Origin of the sequence: Glaciimonas sp. Gout2, from assembly GCF_035018905.1 — a bacterium.
Classification (GTDB): Bacteria; Pseudomonadota; Gammaproteobacteria; order Burkholderiales; family Burkholderiaceae_D; genus Glaciimonas.
Genome location: NZ_JASJXA010000028.1, coordinates 1 through 26,090 on the forward strand (window position 1 = coordinate 1; position 26,090 = coordinate 26,090).

General features: G+C 48.8%; 27 protein-coding genes. 14 read left to right on the plus strand and 13 right to left on the minus strand.

Features of this window, described 5'->3' with window-relative positions; translation table 11 throughout:
• From fliR to fliF, 13 genes are all read right to left on the minus strand, one after another.
• A partial coding sequence (gene fliR, locus QN379_RS16930; RefSeq protein ID WP_323507143.1) for a flagellar biosynthetic protein FliR occupies window positions 1-761 on the minus strand: 761 nt, incomplete at its 3' end.
• Entirely contained in the window at window positions 761-1,030 is a 270-nt protein-coding gene (fliQ, locus tag QN379_RS16935) for a flagellar biosynthesis protein FliQ (protein ID WP_322238146.1), read from the minus strand. The genes fliQ and fliR, both read right to left, overlap by 1 nt.
• 38 nt (window positions 1,031-1,068) lie before the next feature.
• The gene (gene fliP, locus QN379_RS16940) at window positions 1,069-1,845 is read right to left on the minus strand and encodes a flagellar type III secretion system pore protein FliP (RefSeq protein ID WP_322238148.1); all 777 of its coding nucleotides are present in this window, start codon (window positions 1,843-1,845) and stop codon (window positions 1,069-1,071) included.
• Window positions 1,845-2,444: a flagellar biosynthetic protein FliO gene (gene fliO / locus QN379_RS16945; protein ID WP_323507144.1), complete on the minus strand. Its 600-nt coding sequence runs from the start codon at window positions 2,442-2,444 to the stop codon at window positions 1,845-1,847. The genes fliP and fliO overlap by 1 nt, the downstream gene beginning before the upstream one ends.
• Complete coding sequence (fliN, locus tag QN379_RS16950) at window positions 2,444-2,893, minus strand: flagellar motor switch protein FliN (protein WP_322238152.1); 450 nt, start codon at window positions 2,891-2,893, stop codon at window positions 2,444-2,446. The genes fliO and fliN overlap by 1 nt, the downstream gene beginning before the upstream one ends.
• A complete protein-coding gene (gene fliM, locus QN379_RS16955) occupies window positions 2,886-3,890 on the minus strand; it encodes a flagellar motor switch protein FliM (protein ID WP_322238154.1) in 1,005 nt (334 codons plus the stop codon). Before fliM ends, fliN begins: the two co-directional genes overlap by 8 nt.
• 154 nt (window positions 3,891-4,044) lie before the next feature.
• Entirely contained in the window at window positions 4,045-4,533 is a 489-nt protein-coding gene (gene fliL / locus QN379_RS16960; protein WP_323507145.1) for a flagellar basal body-associated protein FliL, read from the minus strand.
• Window positions 4,534-4,794: 261 nt separating this feature from the next.
• Window positions 4,795-6,153, minus strand: coding sequence for a flagellar hook-length control protein FliK (locus QN379_RS16965; protein WP_323507146.1), 1,359 nt, complete (start codon window positions 6,151-6,153; stop codon window positions 4,795-4,797).
• A gap of 16 nt (window positions 6,154-6,169) precedes the next feature.
• On the minus strand, window positions 6,170-6,619 hold the full coding sequence (gene fliJ / locus QN379_RS16970) for a flagellar export protein FliJ (RefSeq protein ID WP_322238161.1): 450 nt from the start codon (window positions 6,617-6,619) through the stop codon (window positions 6,170-6,172).
• A 19-nt stretch (window positions 6,620-6,638) separates the two neighbouring features.
• Window positions 6,639-8,126, minus strand: a complete 1,488-nt coding sequence (gene fliI / locus QN379_RS16975) for a flagellar protein export ATPase FliI (RefSeq protein WP_323507147.1) — start codon at window positions 8,124-8,126, stop codon at window positions 6,639-6,641.
• 5 nt (window positions 8,127-8,131) lie between these two features.
• Complete coding sequence (gene fliH, locus QN379_RS16980; protein WP_323507148.1) at window positions 8,132-8,908, minus strand: flagellar assembly protein FliH; 777 nt, start codon at window positions 8,906-8,908, stop codon at window positions 8,132-8,134.
• Entirely contained in the window at window positions 8,892-9,887 is a 996-nt protein-coding gene (fliG, locus tag QN379_RS16985) for a flagellar motor switch protein FliG (RefSeq protein ID WP_322238167.1), read from the minus strand. Before fliG ends, fliH begins: the two co-directional genes overlap by 17 nt.
• Window positions 9,880-11,631, minus strand: a complete 1,752-nt coding sequence (fliF, locus tag QN379_RS16990; RefSeq protein ID WP_323507149.1) for a flagellar basal-body MS-ring/collar protein FliF — start codon at window positions 11,629-11,631, stop codon at window positions 9,880-9,882. The genes fliG and fliF overlap by 8 nt, the downstream gene beginning before the upstream one ends.
• Window positions 11,632-12,044: 413 nt before the next feature.
• On the opposite strand from fliF, the gene fliE reads away from it, so the two are divergent.
• The 14 genes from fliE to motA all read left to right on the plus strand — a co-directional run bounded on the left by fliE (window position 12,045) and on the right by motA (window position 26,048).
• Window positions 12,045-12,374, plus strand: coding sequence for a flagellar hook-basal body complex protein FliE (fliE, locus tag QN379_RS16995; protein ID WP_322238170.1), 330 nt, complete (start codon window positions 12,045-12,047; stop codon window positions 12,372-12,374).
• Between the two features lie 201 nt (window positions 12,375-12,575).
• The gene (locus QN379_RS17000) at window positions 12,576-14,264 is read left to right on the plus strand and encodes a flagellin (RefSeq protein ID WP_322238172.1); all 1,689 of its coding nucleotides are present in this window, start codon (window positions 12,576-12,578) and stop codon (window positions 14,262-14,264) included.
• A gap of 348 nt (window positions 14,265-14,612) precedes the next feature.
• Window positions 14,613-16,076 carry a flagellar filament capping protein FliD gene (gene fliD / locus QN379_RS17005; RefSeq protein WP_323507150.1) on the plus strand — a complete coding sequence of 488 codons (1,464 nt, stop codon included), beginning with the start codon at window positions 14,613-14,615 and terminating at the stop codon, window positions 16,074-16,076.
• An 11-nt stretch (window positions 16,077-16,087) separates the two neighbouring features.
• Window positions 16,088-16,516 carry a flagellar export chaperone FliS gene (fliS, locus tag QN379_RS17010; RefSeq protein WP_322238177.1) on the plus strand — a complete coding sequence of 143 codons (429 nt, stop codon included), beginning with the start codon at window positions 16,088-16,090 and terminating at the stop codon, window positions 16,514-16,516.
• A gap of 128 nt (window positions 16,517-16,644) precedes the next feature.
• On the plus strand, window positions 16,645-16,971 hold the full coding sequence (locus tag QN379_RS17015; protein ID WP_322238179.1) for a flagellar protein FliT: 327 nt from the start codon (window positions 16,645-16,647) through the stop codon (window positions 16,969-16,971).
• A 15-nt stretch (window positions 16,972-16,986) separates the two neighbouring features.
• Complete coding sequence (locus QN379_RS17020; RefSeq protein ID WP_323507151.1) at window positions 16,987-18,375, plus strand: flagellar hook-length control protein FliK; 1,389 nt, start codon at window positions 16,987-16,989, stop codon at window positions 18,373-18,375.
• A gap of 166 nt (window positions 18,376-18,541) precedes the next feature.
• Window positions 18,542-18,829, plus strand: coding sequence for an EscU/YscU/HrcU family type III secretion system export apparatus switch protein (locus tag QN379_RS17025; RefSeq protein ID WP_322240638.1), 288 nt, complete (start codon window positions 18,542-18,544; stop codon window positions 18,827-18,829).
• Window positions 18,830-19,143: 314 nt separating this feature from the next.
• Window positions 19,144-19,797, plus strand: coding sequence for a response regulator transcription factor (locus QN379_RS17030; RefSeq protein WP_323507152.1), 654 nt, complete (start codon window positions 19,144-19,146; stop codon window positions 19,795-19,797).
• 337 nt (window positions 19,798-20,134) lie between these two features.
• Window positions 20,135-20,647 carry a chemotaxis protein CheW gene (locus tag QN379_RS17035; RefSeq protein WP_323507153.1) on the plus strand — a complete coding sequence of 171 codons (513 nt, stop codon included), beginning with the start codon at window positions 20,135-20,137 and terminating at the stop codon, window positions 20,645-20,647.
• Window positions 20,648-20,824: 177 nt separating this feature from the next.
• Window positions 20,825-22,684 carry an ATP-binding protein gene (locus QN379_RS17040; RefSeq protein ID WP_323507154.1) on the plus strand — a complete coding sequence of 620 codons (1,860 nt, stop codon included), beginning with the start codon at window positions 20,825-20,827 and terminating at the stop codon, window positions 22,682-22,684.
• 240 nt (window positions 22,685-22,924) lie between these two features.
• Window positions 22,925-23,770: a response regulator gene (locus QN379_RS17045; protein WP_323507155.1), complete on the plus strand. Its 846-nt coding sequence runs from the start codon at window positions 22,925-22,927 to the stop codon at window positions 23,768-23,770.
• A gap of 282 nt (window positions 23,771-24,052) precedes the next feature.
• The gene (flhD, locus tag QN379_RS17050; protein WP_322238191.1) at window positions 24,053-24,364 is read left to right on the plus strand and encodes a flagellar transcriptional regulator FlhD; all 312 of its coding nucleotides are present in this window, start codon (window positions 24,053-24,055) and stop codon (window positions 24,362-24,364) included.
• 63 nt (window positions 24,365-24,427) lie between these two features.
• Window positions 24,428-25,030, plus strand: a complete 603-nt coding sequence (gene flhC, locus QN379_RS17055; RefSeq protein ID WP_322238193.1) for a flagellar transcriptional regulator FlhC — start codon at window positions 24,428-24,430, stop codon at window positions 25,028-25,030.
• 157 nt (window positions 25,031-25,187) lie between these two features.
• On the plus strand, window positions 25,188-26,048 hold the full coding sequence (gene motA, locus QN379_RS17060) for a flagellar motor stator protein MotA (protein WP_322238195.1): 861 nt from the start codon (window positions 25,188-25,190) through the stop codon (window positions 26,046-26,048).
• The last annotated feature ends 42 nt before the right edge of the window (window positions 26,049-26,090 follow it).

Here is a 26,090-nt window from a genome sequence, read left to right on the forward strand (position 1 = left end):
GTCCCCATCCCCCAAGCAAATTCCCGCTCAAGAAACACCCCCAAGTGCGGAATCAACATCTGCAAAACCACTATCCCACCAAGCAACGTCAAAGGAAACCCTACCGCAAAAATACTCAACTGAGGCGATGCCCGATTGAGAATCCCCATTGCCAGATTTAACGTCAGCAATGCAGCAATTAACGGTAACGCCAACATCAGTCCGGCAGAGAACACATTCGCCCCTGCGAGAACTAAAACATACCAACCATTTGCACTGAGTGGCGCATCAGAAATTGGCAAGATATGAAAACTTTCCGCCAATGTAGCGATCACCATCAGATGACCGTCCAGTGCCAAAAAAATCAACATAGCTAACATGTTAAGAAGCCGCGACAAGACCATGGTATTGCCGCCGCTGGTCGGATCGAAAAAGGAAGCGAACGATAAGCCCATTTGCAGGCCTGCGTAATCGCCCGCTGACTGCACCGCTGCAAATACCATTTTCATGCAAAATCCCATCGCGCCACCGATTATTACCTGCTGCATCAAAATCCAGACACCGCCAGCAGATACTAATGGAACGTTCGGCATCGGACCGAGAGTAGGGCCTATCGCCATTGCCAGCAGCGCTGCCAGTCCGACCTTCAGTGGGCGTTGGACGATCGCTTCACCAAATATTGGGGCCGTGCTAATTAGCGCTAACATCCTTACAAACGGCCATAAAAATGCCGCTATCCAAAAGGTTAGCTGTGCAGATGTGACGGATAGAGCTGGCTGCATTAGCCAACCAGTTGTGGAATGCCGGAGAACAACTGACGCATGTAGTCGAGAATGATATTGAGCATCCATGGACCAGCAATAACCAGAGTGGCGAATACCGCAAGTAGCTTTGGAATGAACGAGAGCGTCATCTCGTTGATCTGGGTCGCCGCCTGGAACAGGCTGATAATAAGGCCGGTGATGAGCGCGACCAATAGTAGCGGAGCACCTAGTAACAAGGTGATTTTCATGGCTTGATAGCCAAGGGCCATTACTGTTTCAGGAGTCATTTTGGATAGGCAATAAACGGGAATAAAAAAGATGTGCTCTAGGTATAAAAACTTTGGGCCAGAGCGCCGACCAACAAATGCCAGCCATCAACCAATACGAATAGCATGAGTTTGAATGGTAACGCGATGGTGGCGGGCGGCACCATCATCATCCCCATTGACATCAGGACACTGGCGACGACCAGATCGACGATCAAAAAAGGGATGAAGATGGTGAAGCCGATCTGGAATGCCGTTTTTAACTCACTGATGACAAATGCCGGTACCAAAATCCTGAGCGACACTTCCTCTGGACCTTGCATTGGACCGGTATTGGCTAATCTGGCAAACAAGGCCAGATCGGCTTCGCGGGTTTGTTTTAGCATGAATTGTTTAAACGGTTGAACACCTCTTTCGAGTGCTTGCTCTGCGGTGATTTTATTTTCAGAGAAAGGTTTGTAACCGTCGGTATAAGCTTTATCGAATACCGGAGACATGACAAAGAAGGTCAGAAAGAGTGCTAATCCAACCAATATTTGATTTGGTGGCGAGGACTGTGCACCGATGGCCGTCCGTAATAATCCGAGCACGATGATGATGCGAGTGAAGCCCGTCATGGTCAGTAAAATTGCGGGCAGGAACGACAGCGATGTCAGCAGCAGCATCGTCTGGACACTCAGCGACCAGGTTTGGCCGCCTCCAGGACCTGGTGTGGTGGTGATGCCCGGAATTCCTTGTGCACTGGCAAGCGCAGGCATTAAGGCAAAAAATAGAATCAGGGCGGCAACCGTAAGGCGGACACCGGTGTCTTGACGAAATAGGTTTGGTGCTGACATTAGTCGGACTTTGAATTTTCTGCTGGCTTGGTGTTGAACTGGCTCATTGTTTGTTGGCCTAGCATCGATTTTTGTAGCTTTTGCGCAAAGCTGGCGGCAAGCCCGCTACCAAATGGCTTATTTGATAAAGCCGACCCAGCCGATACAACTGATTCAGTCGTCGCTTCAGCGGACATGGTATGTAGCGCATTGATTCGTCCCGGCGTGACGCCAAGTATGACCCACGTGCCAGCGACTTCGACAATCACAACCCGTTCGCGCTGGCCGACCATTGTGCTACTGACTACTTTGAGCAGGCTGCCGTTGCCTTGACGTTGCATACCCAGACGACGCGCCACCCATGCGCATAAAAAAATCAGGGCGAGGACTACAATCAAACCGAAAGCAGCTTGCAGTAATCCCGCAGCGCCCCAAGACGGAGAGCCGGCCACGCCAGCTCCCGAGGCCGCAGCGAATGCCGGCGCAGATGCTGCACTAACTGTTGATGCTAAAGGCGTTCCGATTGTATTAGATGCTGACGATGCGTTGGCTAGCGCCGGTACGGTCAGCAGCATGCATAAAATCGCGATCAATCGCTTCGCAGAGGTAGACGACAACATTATCGATTCAGTTTATGAATGCGTTCAGACGGTGTAATGATATCGGTCAGACGAATACCAAATTTTTCGTTCACGACAACGACTTCACCTTGCGCAATTAAATAGCCGTTAATTAACACATCCATAGGTTCACCGGCGAGCCCATCCAACTCGACTATTGAGCCTTGCGCTAGTTGTAGCAAATTCTTGATGGTAATGCGGGTGCGACCCAGCTCGGCAGTCAGTTGTACCGGAATATCGAGAATCATATCGATATCTGCTTTGGGAACATCGACGCCCACGCCTTCGCCGCGTAAAGGCTGGAATACGTTGGCTGTGCTTTCAGTCTTTTCTGCTGTGGTCATCGGAACGGGTGCCGTTGGTGATGATCCCATGGTTTGTTCCGCCAGCGCACTGGCCCAGTCATCGGCCGCATTGTTGGTTTTGTCCGATTGCTTGTCATCACTCATTGTCGTTCCCCTTACTTGCATCGCTTTCGCGGTGATTAATCATTTTCTTTACACGCAATGCGTAGCGGCCATTTGATGTACCGTAGCCACATTCCATCACAGGAACATTGTCAACCTTTGCCAGAATCGTTTCTGGCATATCGATCGGCAAAACGTCGCCTACTTTTAGTTGCAATAGCTGGCCGATAGTTGAGGGCAGGGTGATGAAATCGGCTTTTAGCTTGACGTCTGCACTTTGCACTTGTTGCGATAGTTGCTTCACCCATCGCTTGTCTATTTCCACTTCGTCCTGTAACGGATTGGAGAGCAGATCACGAATTGGCTCAATCATCGAATACGGAATACAGACGTGAAGCGCACCGCCAATCGGGCCGAATTCGATGTGGAACGTTGTATTGACTACGACTTCATTCGGAGTCGCAATATTGGCAAACTTGGTATGCATCTCTGCACGAATATATTCAAATTCGATGGGATAGACGGGTTTAAAAGCAGCGCGGTAGCTTTCCAGCGCCAGATCCAGCAAACGTCGGATGATCCGGTGCTCGGTTTGTGTGAAATCGCGCCCTTCAACCCGCATATGAAAGCGACCTTCGCCACCGAACAGATTATCGACTACCAAAAATACCAGATTAGGGTCGAAGACGAAAAGTGCCGTGCCGCGTAACGGCTTCATGTGCACCAGATTGATATTCGCTGGAACGGGTAAATGCCGGACAAACTCACTGTACTTCTGAATATTTACCGCTCCCACAGAAATATCAGCAGTGCGACGCATGAAGTTGAACAATCCTCTGCGCAATTGGCGTGCGAAGCGTTCATTGATAATTTCAAGTGTATGGAGGCGGCCGCGTACGATACGCTCCTGGGTCCCCAGGTTGTAAGACTGGACGCTGCCCGGTGCAATGGGTGGCAGCGGTGTGTTCTCAGAATCACCAGCGACGCCTTGTAGTAAAGCGTCTACCTCATCTTGAGACAGTAGCTGTTCATAAGCCATTGAATAATCTCATCATTACTATTGCACTTTATTAAAAGTCTGCTGTTTTCGCTAATTATTCATCTTCAATGGCCACATCTATTTGATCGTCCATTGGGGCGCTTTGGCTTCATATTTTTTAATCGCCTTGATTTAATATCTCTATATCAGAATGTCATTGCACCACGAACGAAGTAAACAGAACGTCGGTTATCCGCTGTGTCAGCTTGTCAGCTGAAAGAGGCTTGCTGAGCGTCTTAAGAATTTCGACGGATAGTTGTTTTTTGTCGTCTGCCGTGATCAGAGAATCTGGTGTTCGATCCGCTAGCATCAACAAAACCCGACTGCGGGCCTCAGGTAAATACTGTGCAATTGTGCTCTGTGATCCCGCATCTGCGACTTTTAGCGTGATGCCGATATGAAGAAAGCGCTCACGCTCATCCGAGCGCAAATTGACTGTGAATGGCTCTAACGCAACAAAAATGGGTGCTTCAATTTTGACTTCTTGCGGCGTACTCAGATTGGTGCGAGCGACGTTATTAATGCTGCCTATATAATAGGCAATAGCGCCAGTAATGGCCGCGACGAGCAATAGCGTTACGGAGAAAACAACCTTGGCTTTTTTCGATATTGCCGTTGGTTTGGTAATAATGGTCGCCATCATATGCCTGCATAAAATTCTGACGTTCATTGTTGGCGATAAGCGCCAGAAACTATCTGCTAATCAAAAGGGATAAATTACTTCAACTCAGCGCTTCGACTATTAGCTGTTTGCTCGAAATAAACCTTGTCCCACTTAGGCCCAATTGATTGTGATAAACATGCTGAAGAAATTGTTACCGCAAGCAGGAAAATATCGACGTACAGTTTCTGGAGTGTTCATTGTTAAAAAAAACACTTGATATCACTGCTTGGTGCTACCGCCTCATACAAATGTATCAACGCCACGGCTGCTTTGAGGGCGCAATGGTTGAACGGTCAGGTTCTGGTTTGTCTTCGACTGCGCCAACAATCCTGATTCTGTGCTTCCGTGGTTGCGCTGGCCGGATTGCTTTCCGTCATGTTGTGTAAAGGCGCTTTGTTGCTGTTGTTGCTGTTGTTGTGCATCGGCGCTGACTGACGTATTGCTTAGATTAATACCATTTTCCGCAAGTGAACTACGCAACTGCGGCAACGCTGCTTCGATGGCTGCCCGTACTGATTGATGGGCTGATATGAACTGCGCTTGTGCCTGATTGTCATTGAAAGTCAGCGTCACTTTTAATGGACCTAAGTCTGGCGGGTTCAAATGTAGTTCGGCGACGGGTTGGTTATTGTTGCCCATCCATACCACTTGTTTTCCTAACGCCGTACCCCAATCACCGCTGGCGACCGAAGGACCGAGGTGCAGTTGCACAGGATTGGTCAGGTTCGTGTCGAGGTTATTCATATTTGGCGATAACGGCGAAGAATGCACAACCGGTATCATTGCAGCTGATCCTGCAATATTAAACTGATCCAAAATAGGGCTTGTGTTGGCTGCAAGATCTCCTGCGATTGTCTTGGATGTTGCCGTTGCCAGCGCATGCTTTGCACTGGATTGCTCATCTTTACGGCTTTGGTCGTTACCTTTATCAAATTGCTGTTGGAATCCAGTCCCATTTGCAAGGATATTCTGTGCATGCGTTTTTTCAGCGGGCGAGGCTATCTTGTCTTCCGTGTTTGCTGTCTTGCTATCATTTAACGCGGTTTGCCTGTGTTCCGTCGATTGGCCAAACAACCTTTGATCAATACTCACATTGCTCTTGCTGAGGGCTGACTCAGCAGCAGTGCCGTAGTGAGTTTGATCACTAACCTGATCGTTATCTGTACTGAACTCTTTGGTAGTAGCGTGAGAATGATGGCGGTTGCTATTGTTGGTCGTCGCCATCGCATCTCGCAATTGTGTATCTGCCGCCGATGGAAGAGTGTTGAGAGGGTTGGACGGGACATCGGTTGTAACACCTTTTGCCGTTACAGCGGGCTTTTCACTGATCTCCATCAGGGCGAGCCCTAATGATGGCGTTTGATCTGGTGATGTTGTTTGATCGAGGCTCGTAAGTTCAAGGTGTTTTTTCAGCGGTTGATCCGATGTCTTTTCTGCGCTCGGGTCTGTGTCCTTGCTGGCGGACCGACTCTTTTCAAGAGACTGATCGAATTCTTTCCCAAAACTATGCGCTGCATTTTGGTCGATATTTTTAATCGAAGAACTGTCACTAACGAAATTACTTTGAGTAACGGCGATGGCCGCAAGAGCGAGAGACATGAGAGTTCCTTAAAAATTAGTCCGTCGCGGTACGCAACTGGAATTGTCGGGCGGCATGTTCGTCGCTATCGCGTTGTTCACGCTTGTTGATTATGCCAAGTTGTCGTTGTCGATTGCGTTCGGCTAAGGTGCCGAATGATGACAAACGACGTTTGTTCTGTTGCCAGTCGATACGGCCATTCGACAAGCGCGTATCCGCTTGCGCGGCAATCGCACTTTGCTGGTCGATAGCACCGTCTAATGTTCCGATGAAATGCTGAAAGTTACGCCACCGCGCCGACGGCACGCCATCGCGCATTTGGGCTTGCAGCTTATCGTAATACTCTTGTCGATATTCCAGTAGCAACGCCAATTTTTGCGCTGCGCTGGTGTGGGCATTTTGTAGTTGGCCGAGTCGACGAGTAGATTCGTCGGTTTTATTTTGAGCCAGTTCAATTAACATGGCGAGCGGTAAAGTATTGGACATGGGCTTCTTTCAGATCGGGTCAGGACCGGGAAAAGATGGCATTTAATCGGGCCAGTGACTCTTCGACACCGGTACGTTCATCCATCTCCTGCTGTAAAAATGCTTCGATTTCAGGATAGTGTGCGATGGCCTTATCCAATTGCAGGTCATTACCGGCGGCATATGCACCGACACTGATCAAATCACGATTACGTTGGTAGCGCGATAGCATTTGCTTGAAGTGCCGAACCGATGCAAATTGTAGTGGCGTGATCAATGCGGTCATGGCGCGGCTAATGGATGCCTCGATATCAATTGCAGGATAGTGGCCCGCTTCAGCCAGGCTGCGCGATAGGACGATGTGACCATCCAGAATGGCACGGGCGGCGTCAGCGATGGGATCTTGCTGGTCATCGCCTTCTGTCAGCACTGTATAAAAAGCGGTAATCGATCCACCTTGTCCACTGGCGTCGCGTGCACCGTTACCGGCTCTTTCAACCAATGCTGGCAACTTGGCAAATACCGATGGTGGATACCCCTTAGTCGCGGGTGGTTCGCCGACCGCTAACGCAATTTCACGCTGTGCCATAGCATAGCGCGTCAGTGAGTCCATGATCAGTAATACATCTTTGCCTTGATCGCGGAAAAATTCAGCCAGACAAGTTGCATAAGCGGCCCCTTGCAGACGGAGTAATGGCGATGTGTCTGCTGGTGCGGCAACGACTACTGCACGCGCCATTCCTTCTGCGCCGAGCGTGTTTTCTATAAAATCTTTTACTTCGCGGCCGCGTTCGCCGATCAAGCCAACCACTATTACGTCAGCGCTCGTATAGCGCGCCATCATGCCGAGCAATACGCTTTTACCGACGCCGGAGCCGGCAAATAAGCCCATGCGCTGACCGCGCCCGACTGTCAGTAAAGCATTGATGGCGCGTACACCGACATCCAGCACTGAGTCAATCGGCGCGCGGGTCAATGGATTGATTGGCGCAGCAGAAAGTGGCACTTCACGGGAAAAATTGAGCGGCCCTAAGTCATCCAGTGGACGTCCCATAGCATCGACCACACGTCCCAGCATGCCCGAACCGACTGGCAAACGCTTGGCACCGTTCTGTATTATTGGCTCATCAATATGGCCTGATTCAGCATCGTTTGCTATCAACGAGGAGGGTGCTGCCGTCATTGGATAGACGCGTGCACCGGGTATCAAGCCAGCGACTTCACTCCGTGGCATCAAAAAGGTACGGTCACCGGCAAAGCCGACGACTTCGGCTTCGGTGGTACGTTGGGAATAACCTTGAGGCAATTCGATCAGGCAATCACTGCCGACCGGCAAACGTAATCCGACCGCTTCCAACACCAAACCGACGGCGCGCGTCAGCCGACCGTAAGTGCGGATTGGTGTGCTGCGAGCAATATCGATACTGGCACTACCAAGACTCCGCCGCCAGGTTTGAAGATGGGCGTTGGTCGCCGCCGAGGCGGCAAGATCGGTATCGGCGTAGTTATCGGTTTCGTGGAGGTTCATTTTAATCATGGCGAATGATTAAGATTTTTTTCGCTGCGACCAAGTGCAGTCGTTATCCGGTGCCAGCGTGTTTCTAGTGTGGCGTCGATTTCACCGCTGGTCGCATGCACTCTACATCCGCCGCGGTTCAGACTGGGATCAGCGCGCAGCAACCAGCCCGCGGTTTGCAGGTCATCAGACAGATATTGTTTGACCAGCGTCAAATCTTCCGGATGCAGTAAAAGTCGGGGGTTGCCACTCAGGGCAGGCTCAGTTTGCAATAGCGACCGGACTGCTATCAGAATCAATTCTGGATCAGTCGCGAGTTCCCTTAAAACCAATTGTCGCGCAATGTCCAGCGCCAGCGTTATCAGATCATCGGCGATTTCTTTATCTACATTGCGTAAGGCGCTTGATAGCGAAGCCGTGAGCACACGCAATTGGCTTGCTTCACTTTCGCCCAGGGCAATAGCGTCGGCATAGCCTTGCTTTTGACCTTCGAGGTAACCTAACTTAAGGCCTTCTTCCTGGCCCGCCTGAACTGCTTCGGTCCGCAGTCGTGTCAGTTCGGCCTCATCAATCAGAAGCACGGGTTGGAGTTGTTTTAGAGTAGGTTCTTCATTAGCCGAAAGGTCTTGACTGGCGCTGCCGGGTGGAGGTGCGGCAGGTCCGGTTGTCTGGAATGATCCCATTTCCCAACGTTCCCACGCGCTTAAAGACTCTTTGGACTTTAAGGCGGTGGGTCGCTTGGCAAGCGACTTCGGTGGTGCTGACTTATGATCGAGATCAGACAAACGCGTCATCGCCTTGCCCGCCCATGATAATTTCACCAGAATCAGCTAAGCGCCGGACAATTTGTAGAATCACTTTCTGATGGGTTTCTACTTGAGACACACGTACCGGCCCACGTAGTTCTAAATCGTCACGTAACATTTCTGCAGCGCGTTGTGACATATTGTTGAGGAATTTGTCGCGTAATTCCTGCGGTGCACCTTTGAGAGCGATGATGAGTGTTTCCGATTCGATTTCTTTCAACAGCATTTGAATGCCGCGGTCGTCGATTTCCAGCAGGTTTTCGAACAGGAACATCTCGTCAACAATGCGTTGTGCCAAATCGTCATCGTAATTCCGTACGTGTTGAATGACCGACTCTTCCTGCGCACTACTCATTAAATTAAGCATTTCTGCGGCTGCGCGGACACCGCCAAGTCGACTGCGTTTTGTGCCATGTCCGGAAAGCAGACCAGACAATACTTCGGTTAGTTCATTCAATGCAGCAGGTTGTACACCACCAAAAGTAGCAATCCGGAGAACCACATCATGACGCAGACGTTCGTCGAGTAATTCCAATACTTTGGATGCCTTGCTGCGCTCCAGATGCACCATCATGGTGGCGATAATTTGCGGGTGTTCGTCGCGAATCAGTTCGGCGACTTCAGTCGCTTCGAGCCAGTTCAGGCTTTCGATACCACGCGTATGGTCGGCCGAATTGAGAATGTCTTCCATTAGGTCGGAGGCACGATCGCCGCCGACCGCTTTATTCAGAACGGCACGGATATAGCTACTTGAATCCAGACTGATGGCCGAGAATTGCTCGGTCTCTACCCGAAATTCGTCGAGTACCGTTGAAATGTGATCGCGCTTTACGTTACGCAATTGGGACATAACTACACACAGCGCCTGCACAGCCTGCGGTGTCATATGTTTAAATACATTGGCGGCGCCATCCTCGCCGAGTGATAACAGGAGGATTGCGCTTTTTTTGATTCCCTCGTTATCCATTGGCGTTCTTCCCTGAGTCCATCCAATTTTTAATCACCATCGCCACCAACTTTGGATCTTTTTCTGAAAGAGCTTTGGCATGCGTCAGATTTTCCTGATGACGCATGTTGGCACGCACTTGGGCTTCCGCACTCAAGGAGACAGTTTCTGCCGGGATGTCTTCGGCCGGCTCAGCATTGATTGGCAATGCCTGCGGTACTTCTAATGGTGGTGCCAGATATTTGCGCAATAATGGCCGTAGCACGCCAAACCACAACCAGAGGCCAAGTACAGCAATGAGCAGGTATTGGCCCAATGTCTTCCCCAGAGCGATATTTTCAGGTTGCTGCCACCATGGCAATACCGGTTCTACAATCTCGGAGGAAACAAACTGGCTATTGACAACATTGAGCGAATCGCCACGCTCAGTGTTGAAACCCATTGCTTCCCTGACGAGATTGCGCACTTGTTCTAGTTCAGCTGGCGGAATCGCTTGTGCAGCTATTTTTCCCTGAGCATTGCGAATGCCACGGTAATTGACGACAACAGCAACCGACAATCGTTTGATCCCGCCAGCGCTCTGCTGAACATGACGAATTGAGCGGTCAACCTCATAGTTGGTAGTGACATCGCGGCGTACGTTGCTGGAACCGCCAGTACTTGCAGGCCGATTGGCTGCGCCGATTGGATTTGCGCTTGCCTGCGTGGTTGATTGACCACCGGCGGCGGCCGTTGCGCCCGGCAATGGTCGGTTGGCGGCTGCGGTGACAATCGGTGCTGTTGGGTTGAGTGGCGGTTGATTCGATAAAGCGCCGGGAACGCCGCCTGCCGGAGTGGCGCCCTGTTGATTAGAGTCACTCGATTGCTGACTGCGGATTGCTGCTTTTTCCGGATCTTGATTTGGGCGATATTTTTCGTCGGTATTTTCGACTGTTGCAAAGTCAATGTCGGCCACAACTTGGGCCTTCACATTTCCAGAGCCGACAATTGGTTGCAAAATTGCTTCTATGCGACGAATATAGCTTTGCTCTATTTCCTGAGAAAACTTGAGTTGGCTCGCGTCCAGCCCGCGATTGCCTGCGCTTGGCACCGAAAGTAGATTTCCTGCTTGATCGACTACCGTGACGTTATTCGCGTTCAAGTCCGGCACACTGCTGGAAATCAAGTGAGCAATGGCGCTCACCTGGCCCTCATCAATTGCGCGCCCGCGATGTAGTGTCAGGATCACTGCGGCGCTTGGCTTTTGCTGATCACGGACAAATAACGATGGTTTAGGAATGGCGAGATGAATTCGCGCGGTAGCGACGGAAGAGATGGACTCTATCGAATGGGCAATTTCACCTTCTAATGCGCGTTGATAGTTAACCTGCTCAGCAAACTGACTGACGCCGAATTTTTGATTATCCATCAATTCGAACCCAACCGAACCGCCTTTTGGCAGCCCTTGCGAGGCCAGTTTGAGACGCGCGTCGTAGACTTGATCGGATGCGACCAAGACAGCGCCACCGCCGTCTGCAAATTTGTAAGGGATATTCATTTGCTGCAATGAAGCGATGATGGCGCCGCCGTCACGGTCTGACAGATTGCTAAACAGTACGCGATAATCGGGCGCACGCGTCCACAGCCAAAGGGCGACAATCGCGGCAATCACCGCCGCGCCGCCAATAATTATTGGTAACTTGGGATTAGCACGCAGCTGTTCTAATAATGAAAATTTATTTGTATCTGCTGCATTTTCTTTAGCGCCAGTCGAAGCTACGCTCATTCGTAGCCTCCGGAATTAAACGCGGTGGGCGTCAATAAAGATCGAAGCTGCGCTAGTTTCGATGTAAAAAAATGCAATATGTTTTTTTCGTTCACTTGTCGTTTCTTTACCGTTTTTTTGCCGTTTTTTTGTCGCTTCTGCTTAGGTGATAAAAAGCAGATTTCCTCATTTTTGAGAACGTGTTCCGGTTTTTGTATCGATTCAGCATCGATGCAAAATGCGCTGCCACTACTAATCTGTGCGGACAGCCTGTACGACTTTAACAATTGTCGACGCCTTGAGAGGCTTTTGATCAGTGGAATAGGATTGATTTTTGCCATCACTTGGCGCTTTGCCTGATTGGCATAGCTGGTACGCTTCATCACTTCGGGATGCTAGGTGGATGAATGTGCCCAACAATAGAGGAGAGCAACATGGCGATAGCGGCAATTGAGTCGGTTTTGCAGCAATTACGGGCTACCGCGCAAGTTGCGGGAGCGTCTTCGTCTAGTGCCGCTAATCCTGTTGGGGAGTCGATTGGTGGTGGCTTTGCAGGTGAAATGAAAAAATCATTGGAGCGTATTAGCAATGCGCAAACGCACGCGATGGGTCAGGCGGAGTCGTTCGAACTAGGCAAACCGGGAGTTGCGCTCAATGACGTCATGGTGGATTTGCAAAAAGCCAATGTAGGCTTTCAAATGGGACTACAAGTTCGCAATAAAGTGGTAAGTGCTTATCAAGAGATTATGAATTTGCCTGCTTGATAGATTAGGTGGCTAACCTGAGCGTGTGGCGTTTTCCTAAGTGTGTGAGGTTTTTTTGAAGCGACCCTACAGTTTTAGATGTCTATTGCCGATAACCTGATTAACGGTGGCTTGCACATAATGGTGGCTTGCACAATGTACAGGTCCAACGTTACGGCAACGTAGCCGGCATCCATCAATTTTGCAAATAGGAGTCGTACCATGGCATCAGTCATTAACACCAATTCCCTTTCGCTGCTGACCCAAAACAACCTTACCAAGTCACAGTCTTCGTTGAGTACCGCGATTGAGCGCCTATCGTCCGGTTTGCGGATTAACAGCGCTAAAGATGATGCGGCAGGTCAAGCAATTGCTAACCGCTTCACAGCAAACATCACCGGTTTGACCCAAGCCTCACGTAACGCGAACGATGGTATCTCGCTAGCGCAAACCACTGAAGGCGCGTTGACCGAAGTTAACAATAACTTGCAACGGATTCGTGAGCTGGCGGTGCAGGCAGCTAACGGTAGTAACTCCGGCAGCGATCTGAAGTCGATTCAGGATGAAATTACCCAACGTTTGGCGGAAATTGACCGTACATCGGCACAAACTGATTTCAATGGCGTCAAAGTATTAGCCTCAAACAAAGCGCTCTCCATTCAGGTTGGTGCAAACGATGGTCAAACCATTGACATCAATTTGCAAAAGATGGACACCACTGCGCTAGGTATGAACGGCTTTAACGTCGATGGCTCAGGAACGGCGAACTCAACGGCAGCGGTTAAAGACTTAAAAGCAGCGGGTTACGCAGCTGGGACTGTTACCAACGGCACGACAGCGTATACCAAAGCATATGGCGCATCGGACGCTGCGACGCTGTCGACAGTATTTGGCAAGATTGCAAGTGGCGACACGGTCACGGATTCTGTTAATCCAACCGCTTCGTATAAATCTAACGGTACAAGTTTTGACTTTGCCGATACGGCACGTAGTCTTGCCAAAGTACGCACGGATTTAAAGCCAGCTGCAGGCGCATTCACAACAATCAATGTAAAAATTGGTGGTACCTCACAAGATGCCAAAATTGATTCAAGTGGTAAGTTAACGGCAGCCGATGATGGTTCCGTTCTTTATCTTGATGCAACTGGAAACCTGTCAAAAACTAATGCTGGTAGTGATCCGCAAGCGAATATCAATGGCGGTACGGGTACCGGTGATATTCTTGAAAGTATGAGTAAGACAGGTGGTACAAGTGGTGTAATCACTTCAGGCGCAGCCAAATACACACTGACTGTAGCCACTGCTACTGTAGGATCTACTGGTCTCAATATATCCAACTCAGCGTTGAGTTCGCAACTTAGTGCTAGCAGCGCTACTGTTGGTAGTACGATGGCTATCACGCTTGCTGGAACTAAGTACGATGTCAAAAATACTGCTGGTACTGTAGCAGTCACTGATGATGCTTCAACCAAAGCAGTGAATGTTGATATGAATGGTGCGCTAACGACTGATACTGCTGCAACATTGTATGTGCATGACAATGGCACTGTCACCGATAGCGCTTCTAACCAGGTCTACAACGACTCTGCACATGCTGATAAGTTCACGTTAAATAAAGGTAGTGGCAGCACTGCTACCGCCAACGCGTTATCGGTCATTGATGCTGCGCTGTCGAACGTTGACGGTTTGCGTAGTTCATTGGGTGCGGTACAAAACCGTTTTGCATCCACGATCTCTAACCTTGGTACAACTATCGTCAATTTGTCTTCTTCACGTTCACGTATTGAAGATGCAAATTACGCGACTGAAGTGTCGAACATGACGCGCGCTCAAATCTTGCAACAAGCCGGTACTTCGGTGTTGTCGCAAGCGAACAAGACAACGCAAAGTGTTCTGTCGTTGTTGCAATAAATTTATCAGAAGTTGCCGTCAGCGATTAGTTCGCTGACGGCAGTGGGGTGATCGATTATGTTGCTGGATCGTGAATCCGATAAACAAGCATTTAGACAGTCCTGGATTGCCTATCTGCTTGTGTTGTCTGCTTCCCTTACTTACGTTAACCAGTCTGGCTTTTGCTAATTGTCAAAGGCGTGAGTGGTTAGCGAATGGTTGAAGTGCTGCACGTGACATATCGATTTAATTTGGTTAGCAGTATTGCCGCTAAAAAACGGTAAGTCGCGAATCTAATATCTATACCGCTTAATTAGCTTTTGCATAAGTTAATAGAGCGACGCAAATGACAGAATTTGGAGATTTATCATGACAGGGATTGTTACCGATGGTATTGGGTCTGGACTTCAGCTTGGCCCTTTGCTGGATCAGTTAAAGGCCGCTGAGCAGATTCCACTTCAGGCGTTGCAGGCGCAGTCGGTCAGTTATACCTCTAAATTGTCAGCCTACGGGACGTTGAGTAGTCTGCTGAATAATTTCCAGACGGCGTCCAGCGCGCTTGCTGCATCCGCTTTGTATCAGACAGTGAAAGCGACTTCAGGTTCGGCCAGTGTGCTGACGGCAGTTGCGGGCGCGAACGGCGCTGCCGGTTCATACGCTATTAACGTATCGCAATTGGCGCAAGCCCAAACGCTGGCAGCTGTCGGCCAGGCCAGTGCTAAAACGTCGATTGGTAACGGCACGGTGACGATTCAGTTCGGGAAAGTGTCCGGCGGCACGCTCGATCCATCGACTGGCAAATATAGTAATGCGACGTTCGCGGCAGATGCTAGTCGTGCTGCCGGTTCGGTGACGATTGATAGTTCCAGTAATACGTTAGAAGGGATTCGTGACGCCATTAATAAGAGTACGACGCTGGGAGTAACAGCGACCATTGTGAATGATGGTGGTACTAACCCAAACCGTTTGGTACTGACATCAAATACGACTGGTGAAACTTCCAGTATGCAGATTTCGGTAACTGGTGATGCGGCATTGGAAAATCTTTTGTCGCAAAATGTGGGTGGTGGCAATCAAAATATGCAGGAGACGGTGTCTGCCATGAATGCGAAACTGACCGTCAATGGCATCGCTATTACGAGCGCCAGTAATACGGTGACGGATGCGATTCCAGATGTGAGCATGACCCTTGTTTCAGCAGCTAATACGACACTTACCGTGGCGCGCGATACCACTGCTGTCTCGACAGCCGTAACGGCGTTCGTAACTGCTTATAATAATTTACAAAAAGCCGCTACGACCTTGACTGCGTATGACGGGACCAGCAAAACTGGGGCTGTACTATCAGGTGACTCCGTCTTACGCTCAATACAGAGCGGCATTCGTTCATTACTGACTACGCCGCAAAATGTCACTGGAGGTAGTACAGGTGGATTCGCCTCCCTCTCGCAAATTGGTGTTTCTCTTCAGACCGATGGCACGTTGTCCATCGATTCAGTTAAATTGAGTAAGGCACTGAACACTAATCTGGATAGCGTTGGAGAATTATTTAGCGGGACCACAGGCAATAGCGGCACTGGTTTGGGGACGCAGTTAACGTCATTGTTGAAAGGTTTTAACGCTACAGATGGGATGTTGACGGCGGCTACTTCCGGTGTCAATAAGACGCTGGATGATCTCAGCAAGCAATACAAGGTCATGTCTGCGCAAATCGACGACACGATGGCGCGCTATAAAAGTCAGTTCACTGCGTTGGATTTGATTGTCACCCAACTAAATGCGACAAGCACCTATTTGACCCAACAGTTCGACGCAATCAACAATACGAAATAAGGTAGATAGCCATGTACTCGTCCCAAGGTTCCAAGGTGATCAATTCAGGCGCACAGGCCTATGCAAAGATGGGTGTCGAAAGCGCCGTTATGAGCGCCTCGCCACACCACCTCATTACCTTGCTGTTTGATGGTGCCAGGACCGCTATTAACATGGCACGCCATCATATGGTTAATAAAGAGATCGTTGCCAAGGGCAATGCCATTTCTAAAGCGATTAATATTATAGATAACGGCCTGAAGGCAAGTCTTGACGCTGAGATAGGCGGTAAGGATGGCGCTGAACTGGTAGCGAATTTGTCGGCTTTATATGACTATATCAAGCAGCGTTTGATGTTCGCCAACTTGCGTAACGATCCTGCGCTGTTGGATGAGGCGGCTCGCTTACTGGAAAATATTGGCTCAGCGTGGCGTGAAATTGATCCAAATAAGAAGAGTTGAAAGAAGCCCCGACGATACCGCTGGAAATTTCAGTAATGGGTACTCGTCTGGCAACTCAGTCAAGCACGCCGTTTAGTTTCAACATTGCGCTAAAGTGAACCGATAGAGCAGCACAACAAGAGAATGCGATGAGATGTCAAAGCGATGTAATACATTGTTACGAGCAAATTAAACCCATCACCGGCCGCATGCTGGCATTGGCTCGGGCTGGTGATTGGGACGCAATGCCACCGCTGGAGGAGGAATTTAGAAGATATGTTAATCATCTCAAAACGATAGAGTCGAGCTATCCACTTGATCCGTCTGAGTTGGAAAAGAAATACTTATTACTCCGACAAATATTGGCTGATGATGCCGAGATCCGCGATCTGCTGACGCCGCAGGTTGCACGATTAGGTATTCTGATGGGAAATCTACGGCGTCAGCAGAATCTCAATCAGGCCTATGGTCGATAGCGTTGGTCTGGTCGTATGAGTGGCATTACACCTATCGTCGATACGCTGCTGGCAACGACATTGACGCAGCGCCTCGATCTGGTTCCCCTCAAGTCTGCGTTGCAGCTTTCCGAGCCCACCGCGGTGACCAATGCTGGCGCAGTCAACAACGACCTTCGTCTTCCTTCCCGCGCTGCAACGGACACGCAATTGGGTCGAGGTTTGCAGCCAATGCGTGGCGCTGCAGATGTGGTTTTGTATTCCGCTGAGACGCCACCCACATTGAGTGCCACCGCGCGGGCTATTAGTGCTATTTTGGGCGGCCCTCAAAATGGTCCCGGTTCAGCGGTCTTCATTAAGGGAGAAGCGCCGTTATTGCCGGCCATGCCGATAGATGGTCGCGCCTCTTTGCCATTGCACTTGCTGGCATCTGTTTTGGCGAGAGTGGTATCCCACAGTGGCTTGTTTTACGAATCCCATCTGTTGCAATATTCCAGCGGCCGTCGTTCACTGGCACAAATGGCGCAGGAGCCACAGGCGCGACTCGGCACACTGGTGCAAAGCCGTCCAGAGTTATTTGGCGCGAATGGGACGCGTGCAGATTTGCCGTTATGGGCCGAGCAGGCCAGGGGAATGTCTTCTGTACTCGCCACGACTACGAGCAGCCGTTTATCCGGTTTTTCGATGACTTCCGGTTCACAGGATCCGACAGGGATAATGGAATCTGACCATGGCGTCACCACTGACCGCTCCTCGGCAATCGCGCCGCATGTACCACAGCAATTGACTAATCCTTCTCTACCTAATACGTTGGGTACCAGCATGCTGAGAGCTTACAGCGGGCAATATACGCAAAAGGATACAGATCCCTCAAAAAGTGATTCCAGCGATGACAATGGGGCGAACGACATACTATTGTCGGAGAAAAATTCGGCCCCCTCGATATCTCAAAATGATAAAACGTCTGTTATTAATTCTATGACCGCAGAAATGCGTCCTGATGCGGCAGAGTTGGTCCGTCAACAACTTAATTTTCTGGCGTCTCCGGTGTTTCGTTGGCAAGGCGAGGCATGGCCCGGTGCGTCTATGGAGTGGGAGTTGAACCAACAGCATACGCAGCGTAAAGATCAACCCAATTCACAAAATGCCCAGATTGATCCAGCGGTAGTTGGATGGAGTACCTATTTGAAGCTGAATCTGCCTTCTTTGGGAACGTTGGAGTTACGATTGCATTTGGCCGGACAAAGCATTGAAACCAACATCGTGGTCGGCGATAACACAAACGCTAACCTGCTGCGCGATCACACTGCTGATTTGCGTAGTCGTTTTATTGCTAGTGGCCTGGATGTGACGTCGTTACAGATATCAACCTCAGAGTCAACGGGCGCGGATGTTGAGGATGATAATGTTGTAAAAAAACGTTAAAACTATTTAAACAATCTAACCAGCAGAATAAATCTCGCCGATACTGTAATATTATAATAGAGAAACATTTGTGCAGTTTAAAACAATATCATTGAATTTTGTCTAAGCATAATCGGCGCAATGCACGCAGGTTGCGATAGAAGCCTGGCAAATAAAAAGGTTGAGTATGGAGGCTTTTGATGTGGCGAAGCGTCATAGTGCGGTAGCGCTCTCCTACTCAGGCAAAGAGTCGGCACCAATTGTTGTGGCTAAAGGTTACGGCGTTACTGCTGAAGCGATAGTGGAACGCGCACGAGAACATGGTCTATACGTTCATTCGTCACCGGAGTTATTGAATTTATTAATGCATGTTGCGCTGGATGAGAAGATTCCTCCCCAGCTTTATCATGCAATTGCGGAGTTGCTGGCATGGCTCTATAGGCTTGAGGGAGGCCCGGTAAGGGAGGCCCGGTAAGGGAGGGGATGCCGAATGACAAACGATAAAGGGTGGTGGGGACATGCGCAATCGTTTGCCTGGATTGATATAACGTTATCTAAACACAAATAGAGATTCTGACGCAAAAAAAAGCGAGTCTCTTTACATGCGGGATGTTCGCTGAAGGAGTGTGCTCTACGATTGCGGCAATCTAATGAAATTTCCTTTTTTTGGAAATTTATTTATAGTTGAACACAACAGGTGCTTTGGTATCGATGGACTGGTGACGTAAATTGTTTAAATAAACGTTGCACCATCCACGATAGCGAGTTGCCATTGTCTGGCAAAAAGTAATGAATACGAACGTTGTTTCATCAATCCGGGTCGTGATTGCAGATGATCACCGGATTGTCAGAAGAGGGTTAGCGCACATTTTGAGTGCGAGTCCGGGCATAACAGTGGTTGGGGAGGCCAGTGACTATGTCGGTATAACGCAGATATTGCGAGAACAACCTTGCGATGTATTATTGCTCGATATTTCGATGCCGGGGAAAGATGGTATCGAAATTTTGCATTTGCTCAAAAAACGTGAGCCCATGTTACGGATCATGGTTCTCAGTAGCCACGGTCCGGAAAAATTTGCAGTGCGTGCGCTGAAAGCTGGCGCTGCCTGTTATCTGACCAAAGATGAGGCACCAGACGAACTTATTGAAGCTGTTCGGGTGGTCGCTCGCGGTAAAAAATATATTACCGAGGGAATGGCAGAGTCTCTGGCGAATCACGTTGTCGATGAAGATGACCTGATGCCGCATCAAACGCTTTCTGATCGTGAGTTTCAAACCGTCCGGATGATCGCATCAGGACAAACACGCACTGAAATTGCCCAAACTTTATCGATCAGCCCTAAAACTGTCAGCGTGTATCGCTCACGGGTATTTGAAAAAATGGGTATTCGTACCAATGCGCAGCTAACGCAATATGTCATTAAGCATGGCTTGCTTGATTAAACCGAAAGGTATCGCAGATATCAAGTTTTAATAATTCACTTTCGGAGGTCTTTTAAGTCATCGTCAGTGCGGCCTTTAGATAAATCTGGCGCCGCCAACAATGATTGGATTATCAGCTAACGTCGTCTAGAGCGGGAACTAAGTCTGATTGATAGTCCAAATTAAGTTCTATTCCATGCCTTTTTCCCCGTATCAGCATGCGGTGGATGTGTTTATATTTGATGTTCCAGTGTGATTGTTATGCGCGTGTCGGTGCCGAGACCCCTGTGAACTAAATGATGCTTTACATTTGACAAGGATGAAGTCTATGCCGCATACCGCAATAACCGCAGCCAAAATGCTAAACCAACCTCAGGCACAGTTTCATACACGAAAATCTGCTGCACGGCAGGAAGCTGTCGGACGTGAATTTTTGATTTTTACTTTGGGTAAGGAAGAGTACGGGATCGATATTTTAAAGGTGCAAGAATTACGTGGTTACGACAACGTCACCCATATTGCCAATGCTCCTGATTTTTTAAAAGGGGTCATCAATCTTCGTGGAATTATTACTCCGATTATTGATATGCGCATCAAGTTCGGGCTTCACGCGGACGCCTACGATCAGTTTACTGTCGTCATTATCTTACGTCTCTACGACCGTGCTGTGGGCATCGTTGTTGATAGTGTTTCTGACGTGATTACCCTGTCGTCAGAACAGATCAAGCCAGCGCCTCAAATGGGGATGCTGGTCAATACCGACTATTTGATCGGATTGGGTACGGTTGATGCGCGTATCCTGATTTTGATGGAAATTGATAAGCTGATGTCATCCGATGAAATTGGCATGATTCAGAAACTGACAACATGATCAGGTTTTAACGGCGTGTGGTCATGACCATTCCGAAGTATCGATGTCAGTCTGGTTATATTATATGAATGGTGCGTAGTCTCATTTATTAACGCCTTATTGACGCCACTTCACGACATCCTTTTTTCATTTCGCTATAGCGATGATTTTATCTGAACCGATAGTCTGGCAACCGTAATGCAACGATTCAACCCTCGCCGATCACACCGGTACAATCAGACCAAGACTGGAAGTATTTTTTCTGGAATCCGGTATTTTCGACTTCTCAACGTCATCGTGATAATGGTTGTCGTGACGATCGGTTATATCTGGCTGCATGCCGGTTATCAAATCGGATTTGAATTTGATAGGGATCTTAATGAAGCCCAGCGCGACAGGGTGGTATTGGTTGGGCATTATGTGAAGCACCTCGTCCACGAGATTGACGAACGAGATCGTATGTTAAGACAGGTGCGTGCGGACTATGGCATTAGTAGTGAAAAATTTACACAATCGGCGCAGGTCCAGGAAAATCACTTACCAGCGCGCGCATTGTCGGCGCGCTCGTCCTCGCAAATTCCTCCTCAACCATCTTTAACGCAAAGGTCCTTAACTCAGCGCTATGCTCCTGCATATGCCGGTCTTTATAACGAGTTAGCGATTGTTGGTGAAAATGGACACGTGGTCGCATCAACAGCGATTCCGACAGTGACTAAAGTAAAGATGGCGGAAGGTGTCGATCTGAGCCGGCAGGAACTGTTTATAGCGAACCGTGATAGCAGCGAAGATATCCTGAGAATAGGAAAACCATATCAGACACCCGGAACCAGTCAATGGGTGATGACCATGTCGCGTCGCCTATTGTCGCCAGCTGGCGAGTTTGCCGGTATTGCACTGATACGATTTCCTATTGAGCAGATGTCCTATTTTTATCGCAATACTGAGCCTCTCAGTAATAGCGAAATATTTGAACCTGGACATGTAAATCTGGACGCCGAAAGTGCGATTGAGCGAGTTGTACTATCTTCCATCATAGGGCTGCCGGTGTTGACAGATGGGGCTTCAATGGTGAAGCCGATTGATCAATCTCATAATCCGAGAAACGCGGGTGATGGTTTTCCTGCCGCAGACCCGTTGGCGTCGCGCGCAATCGTTTATAAACTAGGTCCTTATCCCATTTTGGTATCGGTCGTTTTTGCGCAATCGGCGGTAATTCCCTCGCAATTTACGCATCAAATTACTAACTACATCACGTTTGCTTTGGTGCCGACTTTATTGATATTAATCCTCGTATTCTTTATTTATAGAACGATTAAACGACAGTATTTTGTTGTCAAAAAATACGATATCATGCGGCGCCGCGCGGTTGATGCAACCAAGAGAAAATCACGCTTTCTTGCCACTGTAGTGCACGAGTTACGGACGCCACTAACTAGCATACAAGGTTATTCAGAGCTGGTACGTGATGGTAGTACGGATGATTTGAGTCGAGAATTTAACGATCTGATTCATCAAAGTGCAGTCCATCTTCATAGCTTGTTGAACACTTTGTTTGATCTGGCAAGAATTGAGGCTGGAAAGGTGGTGATATTTCGGGAGTCTATTGATTCGGTGACTTTCTTTAACTATATTTGCGCCGTACACCAACCGGCAGCAAAAAAGAAAAGTTTGAGTTTTGGCATGCTGCTGGCTACAGATTTGCCAATACAATTCTTTAGTGATCGGATGCGACTCTCACAAATACTAAACAATTTGTTAGACAACGCAATTAAATTTACGGCAAAAGGGGGCGTCTCGCTAGAAGTCGTTGTGGTGAAAGGAAAAATTCGGATCAAAGTGCTAGATACCGGTTCTGGTATAGAAAAAAAGGATTTGGCGCATTTGTTTGAATATTTTTACCAAACAGATACGGTGAGAGTGCAACGTGGCGAAGGCTTGGGGCTTGGACTGTCGCTCGCCAAGGAGTTCGCAGAACTTATTGGTGGCGCTATCAGTATCGAATCACAGTTAGGTGTTGGTACCGTTGTGGAACTCACCATTCCTATCGATTCACGCTAGTCACCAGCCTTCATTTTGCGTAATGCCGGAGTACTTTTAAATCGGCGCAGTAACACATCGCATGATGTAGGGAATAGTGCATTCTGCTGCTGGTTCACTCAAGAAAGTAATTATGAGACTATACAAATGTTGTTACTGAGGGCATCACCGCTGTTACTATTATTTCAGCCATACCAGCAACCGCAGCGGTTGCTGCGACGACCGCCATTTGTCTTTTCATCAGTGAATCACTGACACGCGATGTGTTCCTACCTTATTCTTGTCGTCGAAGACAATCCCATTAATCGTCGCCTGTTGCAAGTGCAACTGGCGTCTGAGGGCTGGCAAAGCGAGGTCGTAGAGACAGGCGCAGCGGCGCTGTCCTGGTTACGCAAACGTCATGCTGATAAACAAGCCTGGCCTTCAGCGATGGTGACGGACTATGTGCTGGAAGATATGACGGGCGTACAACTGCTTCATAGAGTGCGGGAATGGGAAGTGGAACTGGCGGGAGCTGATGCTATGGATAGTACGGCACTTGCGTCTATTCCCGTCCGATTACCGCTACCAATGATTCTATATAGTGGAATGTCTCTTGATTTTTTAAAGACCAAATCACGTGGGCTAGATTGCCTGGCCATTATCACTAAGCCGATTGGTCGCCGACAATTGCGGGATGCATTGTCACCATTGATCAACCGCCGTACATCCACGCGTTACTCTTTTGCGCGATCCAGATTGCCGAATGATCCGTCGCCCTTAGCTGAGTCGTATAACTCTCTCAGTGTGGTAATAGCGGATATGCCGATGGATTTGCTAATTGAATTGCTGCAGTTTGGTGAGGAAGGATTAATATGCATCCGCAATAGCCTTCGCATCGGGGCATTGGATCAGGCCGCGAGTGTCGCTCATGGAATAAGGGGAGCGGCGGGGATATTGCGGTGCGTTCAAATCGCACAATCGGCGACAGAAATTGAAACGCAGGCGCGGCTTGGAATCGCAACACATTTAGATAGAGGATGCAATCATCTTCAGATCGGGCTAGAACATCTTCGCCGACACATCGCCTTTTCGGAGCAAGTCCACAATACCCAGGTTAGTCGCTGACTTCCTGACCTAACTGACCCATTTTTCACACTCCGTGTATCCGATCAGGCCATTGCTGCGATCAATTTCGTTTGCATGGCTTGATCGTGAAATCGTGATCATTCTTTTTGTAGGAATAATTCCTACAAGCGATAGCCCAAATATTTCATTTAGATTAAGAAGAGTGCCGACTCTTTTTGCGTCAAATATATTTCATAATTGCCGTGTGGAAAGTTGAACTAAAATAAAACGTTATATTTTTTTCAGTTTTATGGAAGTGTTGTTGTCGTCTAGGGGAATTAAATGGGTGGCCTTGGCAGTGAAATCGGGGAAGTAAACTTATCTTATTTATTGTTGGCACAGCGCTTGTTAAGGGAGGACCGCGCAACAGCAATGTTCCGTCTGGGGTTGTCAAAGGAGTTAGCCGAGCTAATCAGTGATTTGTCTTTATCGCAAGTGATTAAACTTGCCGCTTCGAGTTTATTGTTATGTCGCTTCCGTTTCGATGACCACGCCATCTTGTCGTCATTAACCCACGAGGGCAAAGATAACAGTCTGCAGCAGGCACACGCCGCTATTCTGTTGGCTAGTCAAGAGGTTGAAGGCATTCATTGATGAAACTTCAACTTGATGGAATTTACGCAAGCTTTGATGACTATTGGCCTCTGAAAGTGCTTCATGGCTAGCAAAAGCGTGATTCTTGAAGCACAGGAAATTCAGCTGGCAATGGATTTGATCAAACTTGGTGCGCGCTTACAGTTTTTAGAGGCTGAGACCAGCTTGAGTCGTGATCGGCTCATAAAACTATACAAAGAAATCAAAGGGATGTCGCCCCCTAAGGGATTGTTGCCGTTCTCTACCGATTGGTTTATGACATGGATGTCTAATATTCATTCGTCTATGTTCTACAACATCTATCGTTTTATGATTACGCATGGAGAGTGTAAGCAGATTGTTGCCGTTATAAAAAGTTATCGGCTTTATCTGGAGCAGGTACAGCAACAAGGCGGTGAACCGGTACTCGATTTCACTCGCGCCTGGACGCTTGCCCGCTTTTTCGACAGTGGCATGTTGCAATTGACTCCTTGTAGCCGTTGTAAAGGCCATTTTGTGGCGCATGCGCACGATCCTCAACAGGGATTCGTTTGTGTCTTGTGTCGCCCCCCTTCGCGCGCGGGAAAGACCCGCAAATTAGCTGCTAGCAACAAAGCAGAAGCAGAAGCTCTACAGCACAAACTTAATCACCACCACCACGGAATACGCCATGCATCCGTGGCCTGACGGCGTCGTTGCTTTGAAAGATAGTGTGCAATTGCCGCTCTGCCAGCGCTGCCGGATTCATCAATACGTGGCACCGAAAGGTTCAGTTTCATAGATTGAACCCGCATATTGGCGGTATTTTTGCTGCCCGGTGTGGTTTTTTATAAGGGGATGGATAGTGCTGGTTTTAATTGGTTATATCGTGGTGGCGGTATCCGTATTCGGGGGCTATGCACTGTTGGGTGGCAACCTCGGCGCACTCTATCAGCCGGTAGAATTATTGATGATCGCCGGTGCGGGTATTGGCGCATTTGTGGTCGGTAATAATGGAAAGGCAATCCGTGCCACGTTGAGAGAACTTCCTAAGTTGTTACGCAGCTCTAAGCACGATAAAGCGCTTTACATGGAGTTGATGGCGCTAATGTACGTGCTGCTGGCAAAGGGCCGTAAAGATGGGATGCTGGCACTGGAGTCAGATATTGATGATCCATTGAATAGTCCGCTGTTTGCACAATATCCGATGATTTTGAGCGACGCTAACGTGATTGAATTTTTGACCGATTATCTGCGTTTGATTATCAGCGGTAATATGGATTCGTTCGAAATTGAATCCCTCATGGATCATGAAATAGAAACCTATAAACATGAATCCGAGGTTCCTGCCCAAAGTTTAGCTAAGGTAGGTGACGCTTTGCCTGCATTCGGTATTGTCGCTGCAGTCATGGGCGTAGTCCATGCGCTGGCCTCCGCCGATTTACCGCCAGCGCAAATGGGGATGTTAATTGCCAACGCGATGGTGGGTACTTTCCTTGGTATTTTATTGTCCTACGGTTTCGTATCGCCGCTGGCGACATTGATCGAACATCAGGTTGCTGAGTCTGCCAAACTATATCAATGCATGAAGGTAACTCTGCTTGCTAGCCTGAACGGATACGCGCCGCAACTGGCAGTTGAATTCGGTCGAAAAGTATTGTATTCGACAGAGCGGCCATCCTTTTCCGAACTCGATCAACATGTGCGCGAAGTGAAGAATCGGTAAGTGGATTATTGACCGGTTGCATGAGCGCCGCGCGCATAGACG

Bases quoted from the DNA above. Each gene is read 5' to 3' on its own strand.
- fliQ (WP_322238146.1), bottom strand. From the start codon at position 1,030: ATGACTCCTGAAACAGTAATGGCCCTTGGCTATCAAGCCATGAAAATC.
- fliP (WP_322238148.1), bottom strand. From the start codon at position 1,845: ATGTCAGCACCAAACCTATTTCGTCAAGACACCGGTGTCCGCCTTACG.
- fliO (WP_323507144.1), bottom strand. From the start codon at position 2,444: ATGTTGTCGTCTACCTCTGCGAAGCGATTGATCGCGATTTTATGCATG.
- fliN (WP_322238152.1), bottom strand. From the start codon at position 2,893: ATGAGTGATGACAAGCAATCGGACAAAACCAACAATGCGGCCGATGAC.
- fliM (WP_322238154.1), bottom strand. From the start codon at position 3,890: ATGGCTTATGAACAGCTACTGTCTCAAGATGAGGTAGACGCTTTACTA.
- fliL (WP_323507145.1), bottom strand. From the start codon at position 4,533: ATGATGGCGACCATTATTACCAAACCAACGGCAATATCGAAAAAAGCC.
- QN379_RS16965 (WP_323507146.1), bottom strand. From the start codon at position 6,153: ATGTCTCTCGCTCTTGCGGCCATCGCCGTTACTCAAAGTAATTTCGTT.
- fliJ (WP_322238161.1), bottom strand. From the start codon at position 6,619: ATGTCCAATACTTTACCGCTCGCCATGTTAATTGAACTGGCTCAAAAT.
- fliI (WP_323507147.1), bottom strand. From the start codon at position 8,126: ATGAACCTCCACGAAACCGATAACTACGCCGATACCGATCTTGCCGCC.
- fliH (WP_323507148.1), bottom strand. From the start codon at position 8,908: ATGACGCGTTTGTCTGATCTCGATCATAAGTCAGCACCACCGAAGTCG.
- fliG (WP_322238167.1), bottom strand. From the start codon at position 9,887: ATGGATAACGAGGGAATCAAAAAAAGCGCAATCCTCCTGTTATCACTC.
- fliF (WP_323507149.1), bottom strand. From the start codon at position 11,631: ATGAGCGTAGCTTCGACTGGCGCTAAAGAAAATGCAGCAGATACAAAT.
- fliE (WP_322238170.1), top strand. From the start codon at position 12,045: ATGGCGATAGCGGCAATTGAGTCGGTTTTGCAGCAATTACGGGCTACC.
- QN379_RS17000 (WP_322238172.1), top strand. From the start codon at position 12,576: ATGGCATCAGTCATTAACACCAATTCCCTTTCGCTGCTGACCCAAAAC.
- fliD (WP_323507150.1), top strand. From the start codon at position 14,613: ATGACAGGGATTGTTACCGATGGTATTGGGTCTGGACTTCAGCTTGGC.
- fliS (WP_322238177.1), top strand. From the start codon at position 16,088: ATGTACTCGTCCCAAGGTTCCAAGGTGATCAATTCAGGCGCACAGGCC.
- QN379_RS17015 (WP_322238179.1), top strand. From the start codon at position 16,645: ATGAGATGTCAAAGCGATGTAATACATTGTTACGAGCAAATTAAACCC.
- QN379_RS17020 (WP_323507151.1), top strand. From the start codon at position 16,987: ATGAGTGGCATTACACCTATCGTCGATACGCTGCTGGCAACGACATTG.
- QN379_RS17025 (WP_322240638.1), top strand. From the start codon at position 18,542: ATGGAGGCTTTTGATGTGGCGAAGCGTCATAGTGCGGTAGCGCTCTCC.
- QN379_RS17030 (WP_323507152.1), top strand. From the start codon at position 19,144: ATGAATACGAACGTTGTTTCATCAATCCGGGTCGTGATTGCAGATGAT.
- QN379_RS17035 (WP_323507153.1), top strand. From the start codon at position 20,135: ATGCTAAACCAACCTCAGGCACAGTTTCATACACGAAAATCTGCTGCA.
- QN379_RS17040 (WP_323507154.1), top strand. From the start codon at position 20,825: ATGCAACGATTCAACCCTCGCCGATCACACCGGTACAATCAGACCAAG.
- QN379_RS17045 (WP_323507155.1), top strand. From the start codon at position 22,925: ATGTGTTCCTACCTTATTCTTGTCGTCGAAGACAATCCCATTAATCGT.
- flhD (WP_322238191.1), top strand. From the start codon at position 24,053: ATGGGTGGCCTTGGCAGTGAAATCGGGGAAGTAAACTTATCTTATTTA.
- flhC (WP_322238193.1), top strand. From the start codon at position 24,428: ATGGCTAGCAAAAGCGTGATTCTTGAAGCACAGGAAATTCAGCTGGCA.